This window comes from Neofamilia massiliensis (assembly GCF_001299475.1).
GTDB classification, from domain to species: Bacteria; Bacillota; Clostridia; order Tissierellales; family Peptoniphilaceae; genus Neofamilia; species Neofamilia massiliensis.
Window position 1 is genome coordinate 501129 of the sequence record NZ_CYUJ01000003.1, and the last position, 16167, is coordinate 517295.

General features: G+C 37.0%; 13 protein-coding genes. 3 read left to right on the forward strand and 10 right to left on the reverse strand.

The features are described 5' to 3' along the window. Position 1 precedes the first annotated feature (1 nt). Complete coding sequence (gene hutI, locus BN2667_RS06805) at positions 2–1252, reverse strand: imidazolonepropionase (protein WP_054252579.1); 1251 nt, start codon at positions 1250–1252, stop codon at positions 2–4. A 328-nt stretch (positions 1253–1580) separates the two neighbouring features. Next, positions 1581–3050 (reverse strand): sigma-54 interaction domain-containing protein, encoded by a 1470-nt coding sequence (locus BN2667_RS06810; protein ID WP_054252580.1) that lies wholly within the window; start codon positions 3048–3050, stop codon positions 1581–1583. 136 nt (positions 3051–3186) lie between these two features. Here BN2667_RS06810 and murC point away from each other — a divergent pair, with 136 nt between their 5' ends. Together murC and argS are read left to right on the forward strand one after the other, a co-directional pair. Beyond that, positions 3187–4569 (forward strand): UDP-N-acetylmuramate--L-alanine ligase, encoded by a 1383-nt coding sequence (gene murC / locus BN2667_RS06815; protein ID WP_054252581.1) that lies wholly within the window; start codon positions 3187–3189, stop codon positions 4567–4569. A gap of 134 nt (positions 4570–4703) precedes the next feature. Beyond that, positions 4704–6392: an arginine--tRNA ligase gene (gene argS, locus BN2667_RS06820; protein ID WP_202903578.1), complete on the forward strand. Its 1689-nt coding sequence runs from the start codon at positions 4704–4706 to the stop codon at positions 6390–6392. 116 nt (positions 6393–6508) lie between these two features. On the opposite strand, the gene ypfJ is transcribed toward argS, so the two are convergent. The 8 genes from ypfJ to BN2667_RS06860 form a co-directional block, all read right to left on the reverse strand. Continuing rightward, positions 6509–7345 (reverse strand): KPN_02809 family neutral zinc metallopeptidase, encoded by an 837-nt coding sequence (gene ypfJ / locus BN2667_RS06825; protein WP_054252583.1) that lies wholly within the window; start codon positions 7343–7345, stop codon positions 6509–6511. A 183-nt stretch (positions 7346–7528) separates the two neighbouring features. Continuing rightward, entirely contained in the window at positions 7529–8347 is an 819-nt protein-coding gene (locus BN2667_RS06830) for an aminotransferase class IV (protein ID WP_054252584.1), read from the reverse strand. An 11-nt stretch (positions 8348–8358) separates the two neighbouring features. After that, complete coding sequence (cls, locus tag BN2667_RS06835; RefSeq protein WP_054252585.1) at positions 8359–9819, reverse strand: cardiolipin synthase; 1461 nt, start codon at positions 9817–9819, stop codon at positions 8359–8361. A 203-nt stretch (positions 9820–10022) separates the two neighbouring features. Beyond that, on the reverse strand, positions 10023–11852 hold the full coding sequence (gene typA / locus BN2667_RS06840; RefSeq protein WP_202903579.1) for a translational GTPase TypA: 1830 nt from the start codon (positions 11850–11852) through the stop codon (positions 10023–10025). Positions 11853–12083: 231 nt separating this feature from the next. Beyond that, complete coding sequence (locus BN2667_RS06845; protein WP_054252587.1) at positions 12084–12461, reverse strand: hypothetical protein; 378 nt, start codon at positions 12459–12461, stop codon at positions 12084–12086. Between the two features lie 85 nt (positions 12462–12546). After that, positions 12547–13101, reverse strand: coding sequence for a DJ-1 family glyoxalase III (locus BN2667_RS06850; RefSeq protein WP_054252588.1), 555 nt, complete (start codon positions 13099–13101; stop codon positions 12547–12549). 10 nt (positions 13102–13111) lie between these two features. Continuing rightward, positions 13112–13900, reverse strand: a complete 789-nt coding sequence (gene proC / locus BN2667_RS06855; protein ID WP_054252589.1) for a pyrroline-5-carboxylate reductase — start codon at positions 13898–13900, stop codon at positions 13112–13114. A 50-nt stretch (positions 13901–13950) separates the two neighbouring features. Next, positions 13951–14838, reverse strand: coding sequence for a fructose bisphosphate aldolase (locus tag BN2667_RS06860; RefSeq protein ID WP_054252590.1), 888 nt, complete (start codon positions 14836–14838; stop codon positions 13951–13953). A 184-nt stretch (positions 14839–15022) separates the two neighbouring features. Here BN2667_RS06860 and BN2667_RS06865 point away from each other — a divergent pair, with 184 nt between their 5' ends. After that, a complete protein-coding gene (locus BN2667_RS06865; RefSeq protein ID WP_054252591.1) occupies positions 15023–15970 on the forward strand; it encodes an FUSC family protein in 948 nt (315 codons plus the stop codon). Positions 15971–16167 lie beyond the last annotated feature (197 nt).

The window sequence follows — 16167 nt, forward strand, 5'->3', positions numbered from 1 at the left end:
TTTAATAAACTAACTTTCTGTCTTTTACAACAACTTTTCCGTGTTTGATTACTGTTTCTACAAAGTTAGACCCGTGTCTATAAACTACGTTTCTGTAGTCGTCTGTGTCCCAAATTTGTAGGTCTGCGTATTTTCCTTCTTCTAAGGATCCGTAATCTCTATCTAATCTTAAAGCTTTTGCGGCGTTTAAGGTTGCTGCCCTTAGGGCTTCTGCTGGAGTTAGGCCATGTCTTTTACAAACTAGGTCCATGCAGATGGTCATTGAAACTGTATAGTCTCCTGGGTTTATATTTGTTGCTATGGCTACGTCCATGCCTCTGTCAACTAGGTGTCTAGCGTCAGCAAGGTTGTCGTCATATTTTTTTACATAGTCAGTTGTTGGTAGGACAATTCCAACTGTTTTATTTTTTATCATGGTGTCAATGGCGTCTTCTGTAATGTAGTTTAAGTGAGCTACACAGTAGGCTCCTTCTTCTGCTGCCATTTTTGATGCGCCAATTGAGGATAGTTCGTCGCCGTGAATTGTTGCTGCTAGGCCTAGGTCCTTGGCTTTTTGTAAATATCTTCTGCCTTGGTCAATGGAAAAGATTGAGTCTTCTACCCAAATATCAACCATTGATGCTAATTTTTCTTCTGCAACAACTGGCATTACTTCTTTGAGCATAAAGTCTAGATAGGCTTCCTTGCCCATTTCCTTGTCCCAGTCGTGGCCACCAAGATAAGTTGCAACTAGGGTTTGTGGAACCTTGTCCCTCAATGCTTTTATTACCCTAAGTTGAGTAAGTTCAACATCTTTATCTATGCCGTAGCCAGATTTTATTTCAATTGTTGTTGTTCCGTTGAGAAGAAGGGTCTTTAATTTTTCTTCTCCTTCTTTTAAAAGGCCGTCAAATCCTGCTTCTCTTGTTTGGACTATTGATGATTCTAGTCCTGTTAGACCAATCTTTACGTTTTTCTTAATTTCGTCTGGGTCTGTCATTGTAAGTTTTGCTACATATTCGTCTAGCCTGTCGCCACCAAATACTAAGTGGGTGTGAGGGTCTACAAAACCAGGAAGAACTGTTTTTCCTAAGCAGTCTATAATTTCAGTTTCGTCGTCAATTTCGTTTTTTAGATTTTCAAATAAATCAATCTTCTTTATTTTTTCTCCTTCAATTAATAGACTATAGCCTTCTAAAGCCCCTGTTATGTCCTCATTTTTTTCTTTTAAGGTCAGTAGGGATTTACAATTCTTTAAAAGTATTTTGTTCACAGTTTGTCCTCCTTAAGTTTTATCTATATTTAAATTTACTTGTCTTTCGATTTCATCGCCCTGCTATGAGGGCGAAATAAACTTGAGCTTCATTCTAACATATCTAGCATCTTTAATTTTACCAGAATTAAAGGTCTCTAGATCTCCAGGTCTTTAGGACCGACAATATCTTTCTTCCAAAATATTGGATTGCTAACACTTATATATAACGCAAGAACCGTGCCAAATTTTTTCAATGGACTTGTGGGCCTTTGCCGATGATTTTTTTGTCTTTGTGTTTAGTTTTTGTGCCTAGTTTTTAAACGATTTTTGTGTTTTTGTTTAGTTTTTAGTCATTTTCTAGGCCTAGTCTCTTTATTTTGTAGAGGAGGCTGTTGCGATTAAGGTCTAAGACCCTGGCAGTCTTTGAATAATTCCAGGAGTTTTCTTCTAAGTATTTTCTTAAAAGTTCTCTTTCGAAATCGTCTACCATATCGTTGAAACTAAGTCTTTCGATTTCTTTTTTCTTTTCTGGTTTTATTTCTTCACCTAAAAATCTTTCTTTGAGATAGGCTGGAATATTTTCTACTGTCAAATACCTCGAGTCGCCAGAGGAATTTACTAGCATATTTTCCACTAGGTTTTCTAATTCTCTAATATTTCCTGGCCAAGGATAGGAGTCTAGAATTTTTTTCAGCCTTGAGTCGATGCCTATGTGAGGTTTGCCTAGAGGCTTGTTGTACCTTCTTATAAAGTATTCGATTAGGATAATTATGTCCTTCTTCCTGTCTCTAAGGGGTGGAATATTTATTGTAAAGCCAGCGATTCTATAGTAAAGGTCTTCTCTGAGTTTTCCCTTTTGAATTAGGTCAAAGGGATCTTCGTTAGTTGCTGAAACTATTCTGCACTGAATTGGATAGGCCTGAGAGTCGCCAACTCGAGTAACTCGTTTTTCTTGGAGGGCCCTTAGAAGTTTTGCTTGGAGGCCCATAGGCATAGTGTTAATGTCGTCAAGAAAAAGAGTTCCGCCTTTGGCTTTTTCAAAAAGGCCTTTTGAATCAACTGCTCCTGTGTAAGCTCCCCTTACTGTTCCAAAGAGCATGGACTCTAATAGGTTTTCTGGAATGGCTGAACAGTTTATGCCAATAAATGGTTCCTTGGACCTATCGCCAAAGTTGTGGATGGACTGAGATAGAACTTCTTTGCCTGTGCCTGTTTCTCCAATTATTAAAATTGAATTATCTAAGAAAGAAACGTTTTGGGCAATGTTAATTACGTTTTTAATTTCTTCTGAGTCTCCAACAATGTTTGAAAAAGTATATCTGGTTCCGTTTTCTGCATAGACTGGCAGGTCTTTTTCTAAACTTGCATTGTGCTTTCTCTTTTTTTCAATGGTGTCTACTAAAACCTGGTGGAGAGAGTCTTCGCTTCTACCAACTGTATAGACGGCAATGGTCTTTCCGTCTAGGATTATTGGATAGGTGGAATAGGAAATATATCTTTCAACTCCTCCTAGTTTTGAGTGGGCAGAGTACTTATTTAAAATTGGTTTTTGAGATTTTAAAACCTCATAGTGCTCTGAGTTTTCTGGTCCTGAATAGCCATAGGTCTCCCAGGTGTATTTGCCAAGCATATCTTTTCTGTCCCTATTTTCTTGGATCTCCTTGGCCCTGTTGTAGATAATTATTTTGCCATTTGAGTCGGTTATTAAAATGCCATCTGCCAGGCTATCAAAAAAATCCATTAGGTCCTGGTGGAATTTTGGATTTTCTTCTAATTTTTCGCTGTTAAATATGTCTATAAATTTTATTTCTTTCATCTTATGCCTCTCTTATATTCTATCTTAAATCAAGTCTTTTTTAAAGGTGGACAAGTATATAAATTAAGATTAAAGATTTTTAAGATTCTTTAGACTTTTTATGGTATAATGGTTTTTGTAAAAAAGAGAGGTAAAGATGTTTCGTTTTGATATAGATAAAAATAAGGGTAAAAAAATTCACTTCATCGGCATAGGTGGAGTTAGTATGAGCGCACTTGCTGAGTATATGTACAGCAAGGGCTATAGAGTTTCTGGTTCTGATGCAAAAGTTTCAGAGCTAACAGAAAGACTAAGGGCAGATGGCATAGAAATTTTTTATGAACATAGGCCAGAAAATGTAAATGGAGCTGACCTTGTTGTCTACACTGATGCAATTTCTATGGACAATGAAGATTTAAAGGCTGCCATTAGAGAAAAAATTGATATTGTCGATAGGGCAGAGTTTCTAGGAAATCTTATGAGAGACTTTGATTTTTCTATTGCTGTTTCTGGAACTCACGGCAAGACTTCTACAACTTCTATGATTACTGAAGTTATTTTTGATTTGGAAGAAGATCCTACTATTATGCTTGGAGGTATGTTAGATAAAATCCACGGCAATATTAAACTTGGATCTAACAAGTTGTTTTTAACTGAAGCTTGTGAGTACAAGGCCAACATTAAAAAATATTTTCCAAGGCTGGCTATAATTTTAAATATTGACGAAGACCACTTGGACTATTTTGACAATATTGACCATATTATTAAAACCTTTGAAGACTACTGCCACAACCTAGGGCCAGATGATTATATTCTCGTCAACGCTGACGATAAAAATTCTCATACTTTAAGAGACCAATGTTCTTGTAAATATATAAGTTTTGGTGTGGACAAAATGGCAGACTATTCTGCTAAGAACATTGACTTTAGAGAATCTGGTTTCCCAAAGTTTGACGTCTTCTTTAAGCACAAAAAAATTGCCCACCTTGATTTAAGTGTTATGGGCAAACACAATATTTATAATGCCTTAGCTGCCTTTGCTGCCTGTCACATTTATGGCCTAGATCCAGCTATGATTGCTGAAAAAATATCTGCCTACACAGGAGTTCACAGAAGATTAGAATTTAAGGGGACCTTTGATGGTATAGACGTTCTTGACGACTATGCCCACCACCCTACTGAAATAAAGTCTGCCCTAGCTGCAATTAGAAACAGCTATGCCAACGACATTTATTGTATCTTCCAGCCTCACACCTATACAAGGACCAAGCTACTATTAAATTCCTTTGCCCAGTCCTTTGACAATGCTGACAAAATTATTATTCCAGATATTTATGCTGCCAGAGAAAAAGATTATGGCGACATCCACTCAAAGATGCTAGTTAAATCAATTAATAATAATGGCAAGGACGCTATTTATTTAGGGTCCTTTGAAGAAGTTGAAGAATATTTGTTAGAGAATGCCAAGCCTGGCGACTGTATTGTAACTATGGGAGCAGGAGATGTTTATAAAATTGGGGAAAATCTTTTAAAGAAATAAATTTAGGCTCGAAGTTTATGACTTCGAGTTTTTTGTTGGAGAAAAATTAAAAGCCTTGTAGCTGATTTTTATGTTATAATTTAGAGAAGTATACGAAGACGAAAATTTTTTAACTTTAGGGAGGATAGATTTTGATAGATTTTAAAGGTGAAATAATAAAATTAATAGAGGGAAAAATTTCTGACATAGATGAAAGTGGACTTGAGAAGCTTATTGAAGTGCCACCAAATCCTGCCATGGGCGACTTTGCCCTACCAGCCTTTTCCTTTGCAAAGACAATGAAGAAGGCGCCAAATTTAATTGCTGGAGAATTAGCTGAGACTTTAGAATCTCCTTACTTTGAAAAAATCGAAGCCAAGGGACCTTATTTAAACTTTTTTATTAACAAGGGACTTTTGGTTGAAGATGTTTTAAAGGATGTTTACGAAAATAAGGACAGGTTTGGTTCAAGTGACCTGGGACAAAATAGGAACTTAATTATAGATTTTTCTAGCCCAAATATTGCCAAGGCCTTTCACATTGGCCACTTGAGATCAACTGTTATTGGAAATTCCTTAAGAAATATTTTTGACTTTTTAGGCTTTAAGACTGTAGCTGTTAATCACCTAGGCGACTATGGAACTCAGTTCGGACTTTTAATTACTGCCTATAAACTTTGGGGCGACCAAGATGCCATTGACAAAAACCCAATTCCTGAGCTTTTAAAGCTTTATGTTAGAGTCAACCAAGAGGCAGAAGAAGATCCAAGTCTTAGAGACCAGGCCAGAGATTGGTTTAGAAGGTTAGAAGCTGGCGAAGATGAGGCTGTTAGACTTTGGACGTATTTTAGAGAGGTTTCTCTGTCTGAATTTAACAGAGTTTATAAGATGCTAGACATTGACTTTGATTCTTGGAACGGCGAGGCCTTTTATTCAGACAAGATGGACCAAGTTGTTAAAGATCTAGAAGATAAAAATCTTTTAGTTCCATCTGAAAATGCAATTGTTGTAAACTTGGAAAAATATTCTATGCCGCCAATGTTAATTAAAAAGTCTGACGGCTCTACCCTTTATGCAACTAGGGACCTAGCCGCTGCCTATTATAGGCACAAGACCTATGATTTTTATAAGAACATTTACGTTGTAGGCTCTCAACAAAACCTACACTTTAAACAGCTTTTTACTGTTCTAGGACTTTTAGGCAAGGACTGGGCCGAAGACTGTGTTCACGTTCCTTTCGGCATGGTTTCCCTTCCTGAAGGAACTATGTCAACTAGACGTGGCAATGTTGTTTACCTTGAAGATGTGCTACTGACTGCCATTGACAAGACAAAAAATATTATTGCCGACCGTGACATTGAAGACAAGGAAAAACTAGCTGCTGACATTGGTATTGGAGCAGTAATTTTCCAAGAGTTATTTAATGACAGAAACAAGGATTATGTCTTTGATTGGGACAAGTTATTATCTTTTGAAGGAGAAACTGGTCCTTATGTTCAATACACTCACGCAAGAATTTCTTCTCTACTAGAAAAAGGAAACTTTAACCTTGGTGATGAGGTTGACTATTCCCTTTTATCTTTAGATGAAGAGTTTGAAATTTTGAAAAATATTTATGGCTTTAAGGACACTGTTATAGATGCTGGAGACAAGTACCAACCTTTCTTTATTTCCAGACACCTAGTGGCCCTTTGTCAAGCCTATAATTCCTACTATGCCAACACTTCAATTTTAGTTGATGACGAAGACTTAAAGAAGTCAAGGCTGGCCCTTTCTTTTGCAGTGAAAACTGTAATTAAAAATGGCCTAGGACTTTTGGGAATGAAGGCACCGGAAAAGATGTAAGATGTGAGAAGAAGGGGACAGACCACAAGGGTCAGTCCCCGATTTTATTTCTTTAACAAAAAACAAAATAAAAAAATTAGCTAGGATTTTACTCCTAGCTTTTTTCATACTTAATTTTATATGTCTCCACTAAAGGTGTCGCCGTGGTCTAAGTCGCCGTACTCGTAGCCGCGATTAAACCATTTCATTCTCTGCTCACTTGTTCCGTGGGTGAATTTATCTGGAATTACTTGGCCCCAGGCTTTTTCTTGGATCCTATCGTCGCCTACTCCTGCTGCTGCATCCATGGCCTCTTGGAAGTCGCCTTTTTCAAGGTAGCCATTTTCTTGGGTGTAGTGGGCAAAGACTCCTGCGTAGTAGTCTGCTTGAAGTTCAAGTCTTACCATATACTTGTTAAAGTCTGCCTCTGACATTTGCTCTCTAAGTTTATAAACTTCTTGTAGAGTTCCCAATTGTTTTTGAACGTGGTGGCCAACTTCATGGGCCAATACATAGGCCAAGGCAAAGTCGCCTTCTGCTCCGTATTCATTTTTTAAGTCATGATAAAAGGAAAGGTCTATATAAATCCTTTCGTCATTTGGACAATAAAAGGGACCGACGTTTGAACTTGCAAGTCCACAACCTGTGTTTATTGAATCTGAATAAATATTTAAAGATGGTTCCCTATAAGTTTGGCCGTACTGAGAGAATATTTCCTTCCAATAGTCTTCTGTGTCTGCTAAAACTACTGATAAAAATTCATCTAGCTCTTTTTCTTCTGCAGTTTGGGTATATTCTTGGTTTTGTTGGCCTCCTTGGGTAGCTTGGTTAGGTAGGACATCTGCTGGAACTTTTCCAAATAGCAAATACATTATTAGGAGGATGATTACTCCCCCTCCACCAAGGGCTACGCCGCCTCCTTTAGGGCCTCCTCTTTTTACATTAGAACTTTTTCTTCTGCCTTGCCATTTCATAAGCTTCTCCTTTGTAAGTAATTATTTTTTCTTATTTGTAATTTACCCTTTTTGGATTTGTTGACACAAAAATTGTTTGTGGTAAAGGGGACAGTTTGGTAAAGGGGACAGGCCTAAAGGACTGTCCCCACTCTTTCGGGCTTCGAATGTCCCCAAAATTTCATTGCCTTTCAACAAAACAATTTATTTTCTCTTACTTTTAATATATTCTTCTTGCAAGTCCTTGTAGCCTTGGACTAGATTTTTTATTAGGTCGTTGTTTTTGACGTCAAAGTCTATGGACTCAATGGATTTTATTGGTAGGATGCCAACTGTTGTGCCTGATAAAAAGGCTCCATCTACGTCTACTAGGTCTATGTCTCTTATTACTTTTTCTTCTAAGTCAACGCCAAGTCTTTTAAAGATTTTTTCTAGTCTGGACCTGGTTATGCCTCTAAGGACTCTATCAGCTGGGGCAGATATGACCTTGCCGTCTTTAGTGAAATAGAGATTTGTCCTTGAGCCTTCTAGAAGTTCTCCATCTTTTGTTCTTAAAAGGGCTTCAAAACTTTCTGTGTCTAGCATAAATTTTGCAACTTCTCTTTTAAATTCGTGGCGGAGGATTTTTAAATTTGGATCTTGTCTTTCGTAGTCAAAGATCGCTACCTTTATTCCCTCAGCCAAGTCTTCTTCGCTTACCTTTCTGTCATAAAATTCGTAGGCCAAATAGGAATCCTTGTAGACTATTAGTTTTAATAGTGAGTCTGTTATCCCATTTTTTTCTATTACTGTGTACAAATCTTTTTCAATTTGGGAAGCAGTCCTTGAAAGTTCTATGCCAAGTTTTTTTGCTGTAGCTTCAAGTCTATTCATGTGGTCTTCAAAAAACATCACTACTGAGTCTTTGACTACAAAAACTTCGTATTGGGGCTCTTCTTTTATAGCTTCAAAGTAAGTCGAATCTTCAACTTCAGAAACATTTCCATTGTAGACTAAATATTTTCCTTGGGCTTCGTTTATCATAAGCTAACCTCCTATAAAATTGGGGATAGGAGTCTGGATATTGACTCTGCCATCCTTGAATATATTTTTCTGTTGTTGTATTTTTCCATAGAATATTTTTCGCTTTTTTTCATATCCTCTTCAAATTGTTTGGCTAGGTCGTTGTTAATGCCGTAGTCGTACATAAAGGCGTTGACTTCAAAGTTTAGGGCAAAGGACCTAATATCAAAATTTGCTGTGCCAACTGTTGAGACAAAGTTGTCTATTAGAATCATCTTTGAATGTAAAAATCCGTGGGTTTCGTAGTAGTAAACTTCTGCTCCGTATTTCATTAGCTCTGCCAGGTGGGACCTAGAGGCTGATTTTACAAAGGGGTGGTCTGGTTTTTTTGGAACCATTATTTTTACGTCAACTCCTGAATAGGCTGCCATTCTAAGGGACTTAAATAGGCCTTCGTCTGGAATAAAGTAGGGAGTTTGGATATAAATTCTCGATGTTGCCGACTCAATCATTTTGCTAAAGCCGTCTCTGATTTGTTCTAGCTCGTTGTCTGGTCCTGATGAGATTATATTCATGGCTACATTGTAGTCTGCTTCGCCGTCATAGATGTAGGATTGGTAGCAGCCGCAGTCGTCTCCTGTGGCAAACTTGTAGTCTAGATAAAATCTTGTTGTCAGATCGTTAACTGCTTCTCCTTGGACCTTTAAATGAGTGTCTCTCCACTGGCCAAATCTTTTTGACATGTCTATATATTCGTCGCCAATGTTAAAGCCACCGACATAGCCAACTTTTGAGTCTATAACTATAACCTTTCTGTGGTTCCTAAAGTTCATCCTAACATTTAAGTTTCCTAAAAATGGTGGGAAAAATATGCCTAACTTAACTCCATTTTCTCTTAACTCTATTCTATCTCTTAGCCTAAGATTTCTGCCTCCCATGCCGTCTACTAGGACTTTTACATCTAGGCCTGCCTTAGCTTTTTCAATTAGTACTTCTTTGATTTCGTCGAAAAAATCTCCTGACTTTATTATATAGGCCTGCATGTAAATTGAGTTTTTGGCCTTTTTTAGTTCTCTTAACATATCGTCTTTAAGGCTGACTCCGTCGTAAAAGACATCTACCTTGTTGTGTTCGTTGTATCTAGACAGAGAGTTATTTGATAGTAATTTTATTAGACTTTGGTAGTCGTAGGACTTTATGTCGTGATAGTTGTAGGAGCCTGCATTAATGGCTTCTATTCTCTCTAGGTCTTGGGGATAAATTTTTCCAAAGGAAATGTCTTTTTCTCTAAAGGACCTAGACTTGGTCATGTCAATTCCTATCATTAGGTAGAAAATAACTCCTATAACTGGGAACAAGAAAATAACCATGACCCAAAGGATGGTTGATGTTGCTGGTTTTTTCTCTTTAAAAATTACAATAAAGGCGAATATTAAGTCTATCCAAAATAATACACCAAAGGTGGATAGGTAAATTCTAATAAATTCAGTCATTGTTATTCTCCCTGTGGTATGTGGTGACGGGGACAGACCTAAAGGAATGTCCCCACTGTGTTGTAGTTATTCTCCCTGTGGTTAAGGGGGACAGACCACAAGGGTCAGTCCCCACGTTGTGGCGGGCAATGGGAAGATTTGGACTAGGGCTTCGAATGCCCAGCTTTTCTTTTTACCAAAACTAACCCAGCTTTACTCATCTATTATTTTCTCTTTGCTGCCTTGTATCTTAAAGTTGAGTCTAGGATTTTCTTTCTGATTCTCATCTTGTGAGGGGTTACTTCTATTAGTTCATCATCTTCTATAAATTCTAAGGCATTTTCCAAAGACATTTGTCTAACTGGAGAAAGTTTTAAGGCTTCATCTGAGCCTGAGGCCCTGACGTTTGATTGCTTTTTCCTTTTTGTTACAGAAACTTCAACTTCAATGCCCTTGGGGCTCATTCCTACAACCATGCCTTCGTAGACTTCTTCGCCTGGCTCAATAAAAAGTTCTCCCCTGGATTGGGCGTTGTTAAGTCCATAGGCTGTTGCTTCTCCTGTGTCGAAGGAAACTAGAGACGCCACTTGTCTAGTTGGAATTTCTCCCTTGTAGCTTTCATAGCCTTCGAAGTTTGTATTTAAAACTCCAGTTCCCTTGGTGTCAGTTAAAAACTCTTGGCGGTAACCTATTAGGCCTCTGGCTGGAATTTTAAATTCTGCCCTTGAAGTTCCTGGACTAGTTTCTTCTAGAGTTATCATCTCTCCCTTTCTCTTGCCAAGTTTTTCTATAACTGTGCCTAGGTATTCTGTGTTTACGTCAATGGTTGCCATTTCCATTGGCTCTAATTTTTTGCCATTTTCGTCTTCCTTATAAAGGACTTGAGGTTTTGAAACTTGAAACTCATAGCCTTCTCTTCTCATATTTTCAATTAAAATAGAAAGGTGAAGTTCTCCTCTACCTGAAACTTTAAAGGTGTCAGCTGAATCAGTTTCTTCAACTCTAAGGCCAACGTCTGATTGAAGTTCCTTAAATAATCTGGCCCTAATTTCTCTTGATGTTAAAAACTTTCCATCTCTGCCTGCAAATGGCGAATTGTTTACTGAAAAGTTCATGGCTATTGTTGGCTCAGAAATTTTTACAAAGTCTAAGGCTTCAGGTTGGCTAGGATCTGTTAAAGTGTCGCCAATGTTTATGTCTTCAATTCCTGCTATGGCAACAATTGATCCAACGCTGGCTTCCTTTACTTCAACTCTTTCAAGACCTTGGAATTCAAAAAGCTGAACTATTCTAACTTTTTCTTTTTGGCTAGGGTCTTGGGCGTTTAGTCTGTAAACATCTGAATTAATTTTTATAGTTCCTCTTTCAATTTTTCCTACGCCAATTTTTCCTAAATAGTCATTGTAGTCAATTGTAGAAATTAAAACTTGGACTGGAGCGTCCTTGTCTCCTTCTGGAGCTGGAATGTAGTCTACTATTGTATCAAGTAGGGGCTCCATATTTCCTTCTCTAACATCTGGATCAAGACTTGCAAAGCCTGACCTTGCTGAGGCATAGACAAAGGGACATTCTAAGGCAGATTCATCTGCTCCTAATTCTATAAATAAATCTAGGACTTCATCTACAACTGCGTCTGGCCTAGCATCTGGCCTATCAATTTTGTTTATACAAACTACAACTGGCAGGTTTAGTTCAAAGGCCTTTCTAAGAACGAATTTTGTTTGAGGCATTGGGCCTTCAAAGGCATCGACAAGTAAGACAACTCCTGACACCATTTTTAAAACACGTTCAACTTCTCCTCCGAAGTCGGCGTGGCCTGGAGTGTCAATTATATTTATCTTCTTGCCCTTGTAGTTTACTGCTGTATTTTTAGAAAGGATGGTTATTCCCCTTTCTCTTTCTATATCATCTGAATCCATAACCCTGTCTTGGACCTGTTGGTTTTCGTGGAAAATTCCAGACTGCCTAAGTAGCGAATCTACTAGGGTGGTTTTTCCGTGGTCAACGTGGGCGATTATGGCGATGTTTCTTATATTTTCAATTTTCATAACAATCATCTCCCGAACATTTATTATATCACAAAGCTTTAAATACAGTTAAAAGTTTTTACTAAAGTTTAAATACTTTTACTTCTCTTAGTCTTGTATAGACAAAATTTTTAAAAAGGGGACGGACCTAAGAGTACATCCCAAATTTTCCTTAAGTTTAAATTCTTTTACCCTCAAAGGACAAAAAATAAAACAGCCGAGAAAACATGTTAGATAAGTTTTATCTGGCTGTCTCTTTTAATTTTCTTTTATGGTCATTACTGTCCAAATACTTAAAGTTTCATTTGGTCCTTCAAGATCAACTTTTTCTAAGCTTAAATTGACCTTAAGGTCTTGGTCCTTGGCTTTAAAACTTAGGTCAGCTGTATCACTTGTGGACGCTGAGTCAACTAGGTCAAAGTCCTTGTCTGGATAAACTTTTTCCAAATATTCGTAGGCCAGGTCTTCTTTGTTAAAGTAAGATGTGTAATGGCCGTTTTCTAAGTCAACTAAAACTTGGTCGTCTATTTCCGGATAGAGAAAGACATAGTCAACAACTTTCTCTTCTTCCTTTTTACAAGAAACTAGTAAGCCTAGGGTCATAAGGACAAGTAAAATTTTAAATCCCCTTTTCATATAAACACTTCCTTGTATTTTCTTATTAATTTTAATTATAGACCTTAGAGAAAAAAAGTGTTTACTAAAAAGTTACAGTAAGTTTTTATAAAAGATTAAAAAGGGTTTGGGCCTTAATTTCCTCTGCCTTGTCTTTGCCTAAAAGTTCTTCAATTAGGGCAAAGGAAAGCTTAGCTGCAGCTGCTGGCCCCTTGCCTGTAAAAATATTTCCATCTTTAACTACAAGGTCGTCTACAAAGGATCCTGAACTTATTTCATTTTCAAAACCTGGATAGCAGGTAAAGTTTTTGTCCTTTAAAAGTCCTCCTGCCTCTAAGACTATTGGCCCTGCACAAATTGCTGCAAGAATTTTTCCTTGGTCTTTAGCTTCTTTTATTAATTCGATAACCTTTTCATTGTCTCTAATATTCGTTGCTCCTGGCAGACCTCCAGGTATATAAAAGGCGTCGTAGTCCTGACCTTGAACTTGGTCAAAGGTCTTGTCTGCTCCTGCGTAAACCTTGTGGGCTAGTCTTACTTTTTTTGAATCCTTAACTGCAACTAGGTCTACTTGGATCCCTGCCCTTCTAAAAAAATCTACTGGGGTGAAAACTTCTATTTCTTCTGTTCCGTCTGCTATAAAAACTAATACTTTTTTCATGGCCATCCTCCTATAATTTTATTTTCTTATTGCTAGCTGCGTCCACTGCCTTAATTAGAGCATTTCTAAAGCCAGCTTCTTCTAAGGCCAAGACTCCTTCAATTGTAGTTCCACCTGGCGAACAAACTTGGTCCTTGAGTTTGCTTGGGTGGTCCTTGGTTTCTAAAAGCATTTTTGCAGATCCTAGGATGGCTTGAGCCACATAGTCGTAGGCGTCTGCTCTTTTAATGCCGTTTTTTACTCCAGCATCAGCTGCTGCTTCAATGAACATAAAGGCAAAAGCAGGCATACAACCAGCAAGGCCTGCAAAGGCGTCGATTTTTTCTTCGTCTATTAAAGTTATTTTGCCAACTGCTTGGAAAAGGTCTTTGGCAAAATCAATTTCTCCTAAATATTTTTCCTCAGCTGATAGAGAAGTCATTGCCTCATTTACTAAAGCAGGTGTGTTTGGCATGGCCCTTAAAACTTTGTCGTGGTCAAAGTCATTTTTAATTTTTTCTACAGAAATTCCTGCTGCTATTGAAATTAAAAGTGTCTGACCTGGAATTTTTCCCTTTAAACTTTTTGCTAAATTTTTAAAAGACTGAGGCTTAACTGCGATTAATAAATTTTCTACTTGACCTACTAAATCTATTTCTGACTTTGCAAGACTTGCCCCTTGGTCAAGGAGGTCTTGAATCTTATCTTTATTGTGGTCGTAGATTATAAGGTCGGTTCTACTTAGCACTCCTGCCTTTAAGGCTCCGCGAATTATGGCGCCGCCCATAGATCCACAACCGATTATTCCTAATTTATACATATTTTCTCCTAGTAAAAAAGCGTGAGTCTTTCCCACGCTTTAAATTTTTCTTAAATTATTGATGCTTGATAAATTGAATCTACTGATTTTTTCATTTCAGCTTCAAAGTCTTCGTCACTTTGGCTCGCTCTAACTTCTGAAACTAGGGCCCTGGAGAATGAAGCAATTAGGCCAGGATTTTTTTCTAGCTTTTTGTTGGCGTCATCTCTTGTGTAGCCACCTGATAGGGCAACAACTCTAATAACCCTGTCATGGTCAATTATTTCTCTAAAGAAGTCGTCTTCTGTTGGTATAGTAAGCTTTAGCATAACCTTAGTGTCTCCTTTAAGGGCGTCTAAGTGTTTTAGAATTTCTTCTTTCATTATAGCTTCAGCTTCTTTTTTTGTCTTAGAGTTAATAGAAACTTCTGGCTCAAGAATTGGCATTAGGCCGCCATCAAAAATTCTTTGGCCAATTTCAAATTGTTGGTCAATAATATCTTTGATGCCTTTTTCGTTGGCTTCTTGGATTACTGAACGCATTTTTGTTCCAAAGATGTGTCTGTCATTAGCTCTTTTAATAAGTTCGTCTAAGTTGTCAATGTCCTTCATTAGTTGAACTCCATTAGAAACTTCTGCTAGACCCTTGTCTACTTTTAAGAAAGGAACAATGCCCTTTTCTTCCCAAAGGTAGTCGCCAGTATACTTGTCATCGATTTTTCTGTCAATGGTTTGTTCAAATAAAATTGCTCCAATAATTTTTTCAGAATTAAAGGCTTGAGACTTAATTATTCTAGTTCTCATCTCGTGAACTAGGTCAAACATTTCGTCTGTATCCTTGTAGGCATCTTCTGAAATTCCATAGGCAGCTAAGGCTTTTGGAGTTGATCCACCACTTTGGTCAAGGGCGGCAATAAAACCTTTTTTGTTCTTAATAATGTCTAATTGTTCTCTGTTCATTTGTCCCTCCTAGGCTAAATTTAATTTTCATCTTCCTGTCTATATTATAGTACATTTTCAAAAAATATTACAGACCAAACTCCAAGTCAATAAGCTTAAGATAATTTTTTTATAATTTGTCATAGCTTTTTCAAATAAGCCCGCCAATCTTATAGTATAATTTTTATATTGGAGGAGAATTTTAATGGCAAATGATGTTTCACAATTTTTTAAAAGATTTTTTGGCATAAGGACTTTAAAAACAGCCTTGGCAACTGCCTTGGCCCTTTATATTTCCATGGCCTTTGACTTGCGTATGCCTGTTATGTCAGGCCTTGCTGCAATTGTAACAATTAAAACATCTATTTCCCACTCCTTTAGAGTTTCAATTGACAGGTTGGTTTCAACCTTTGTTGGAGTTGTAATTGGATCAATTTTTAACTATATAAATTTTTTAGGTTTCTTCCCGCTGATTTTGTCTATTATTATAGTAATAAATATTTGTAATTATTTTAAATGGGAAGACTCTACAACTTTAGCCGTTATGATATGTATGATGATTATGGTCTACACCCCATCTGAACCTGATTTTATGCCCTACTGGCTTTATGGCATCCACAGGTTTTTTGATACCTTTGTCGGCCTTGTCATTGGATTTTTAGTAAATTATTTTTTACTAAGACCAGACCAAAGCGAATTTATTTTAAAGACCTACGAAAGGTCTCTAGTAGAGTGTGACCAGGCCCTAATAAATATTTTATCTGGCTCAGGCCTTGCCATTGATTGGTTTATAGAAGAAGTTCAGCTTTTAAACGAAGACCTAAAAAATATAAAAAACGACGGTAAGTACGGATCAAAGTATTATTTAAAACTAAATAAACTTTCAAAAATTAATTCCAACTTCTTTACAGCCTTTGGATTTTTGTCCCAATTGTCAGAAGACGGCACAGTCCCAATCCTATCTGAAGGCAACAAGGAAAAACTAAAATCTCACTTTGAAAAAGACCTAGAAGTTGCATCTCAAATAACCCCGCCAGACTATGAAGAAAACTACAACTACTATCTATCAGACCTTTTAAGTCTAATGGAAGACTTAGAAGAAGAAGTTAAAGAATTAAAAAAAGCTATAGAAAAAAATTCCCCTGAAAAATAAATTCAAGGGAATTTTTTTATTTAGATTTACGAATTGTTTTTCTTATATTATGCTAATTAAAAGTAGGAACTTTAACTAATAATTTTTTCATTAAACTCTAAGCTAACTACAGTATACTCCATGGCTATATCAAGAAATTCCTCAAATAATATATAGTTATCTTGAAGTATAAGTTTTATGGTTTTTGAAAAATTAGT

Coding starts and splice junctions, on each gene's coding strand:
- BN2667_RS06810 (WP_054252580.1), bottom strand. CDS start 3,050: ATGAAAGAAATAAAATTTATAGACATATTTAACAGCGAAAAATTAGAA.
- murC (WP_054252581.1), top strand. CDS start 3,187: ATGTTTCGTTTTGATATAGATAAAAATAAGGGTAAAAAAATTCACTTC.
- ypfJ (WP_054252583.1), bottom strand. CDS start 7,345: ATGAAATGGCAAGGCAGAAGAAAAAGTTCTAATGTAAAAAGAGGAGGC.
- BN2667_RS06830 (WP_054252584.1), bottom strand. CDS start 8,347: ATGATAAACGAAGCCCAAGGAAAATATTTAGTCTACAATGGAAATGTT.
- cls (WP_054252585.1), bottom strand. CDS start 9,819: ATGACTGAATTTATTAGAATTTACCTATCCACCTTTGGTGTATTATTT.
- BN2667_RS06845 (WP_054252587.1), bottom strand. CDS start 12,461: ATGAAAAGGGGATTTAAAATTTTACTTGTCCTTATGACCCTAGGCTTA.
- BN2667_RS06850 (WP_054252588.1), bottom strand. CDS start 13,101: ATGAAAAAAGTATTAGTTTTTATAGCAGACGGAACAGAAGAAATAGAA.
- proC (WP_054252589.1), bottom strand. CDS start 13,900: ATGTATAAATTAGGAATAATCGGTTGTGGATCTATGGGCGGCGCCATA.
- BN2667_RS06860 (WP_054252590.1), bottom strand. CDS start 14,838: ATGAACAGAGAACAATTAGACATTATTAAGAACAAAAAAGGTTTTATT.
- BN2667_RS06865 (WP_054252591.1), top strand. CDS start 15,023: ATGGCAAATGATGTTTCACAATTTTTTAAAAGATTTTTTGGCATAAGG.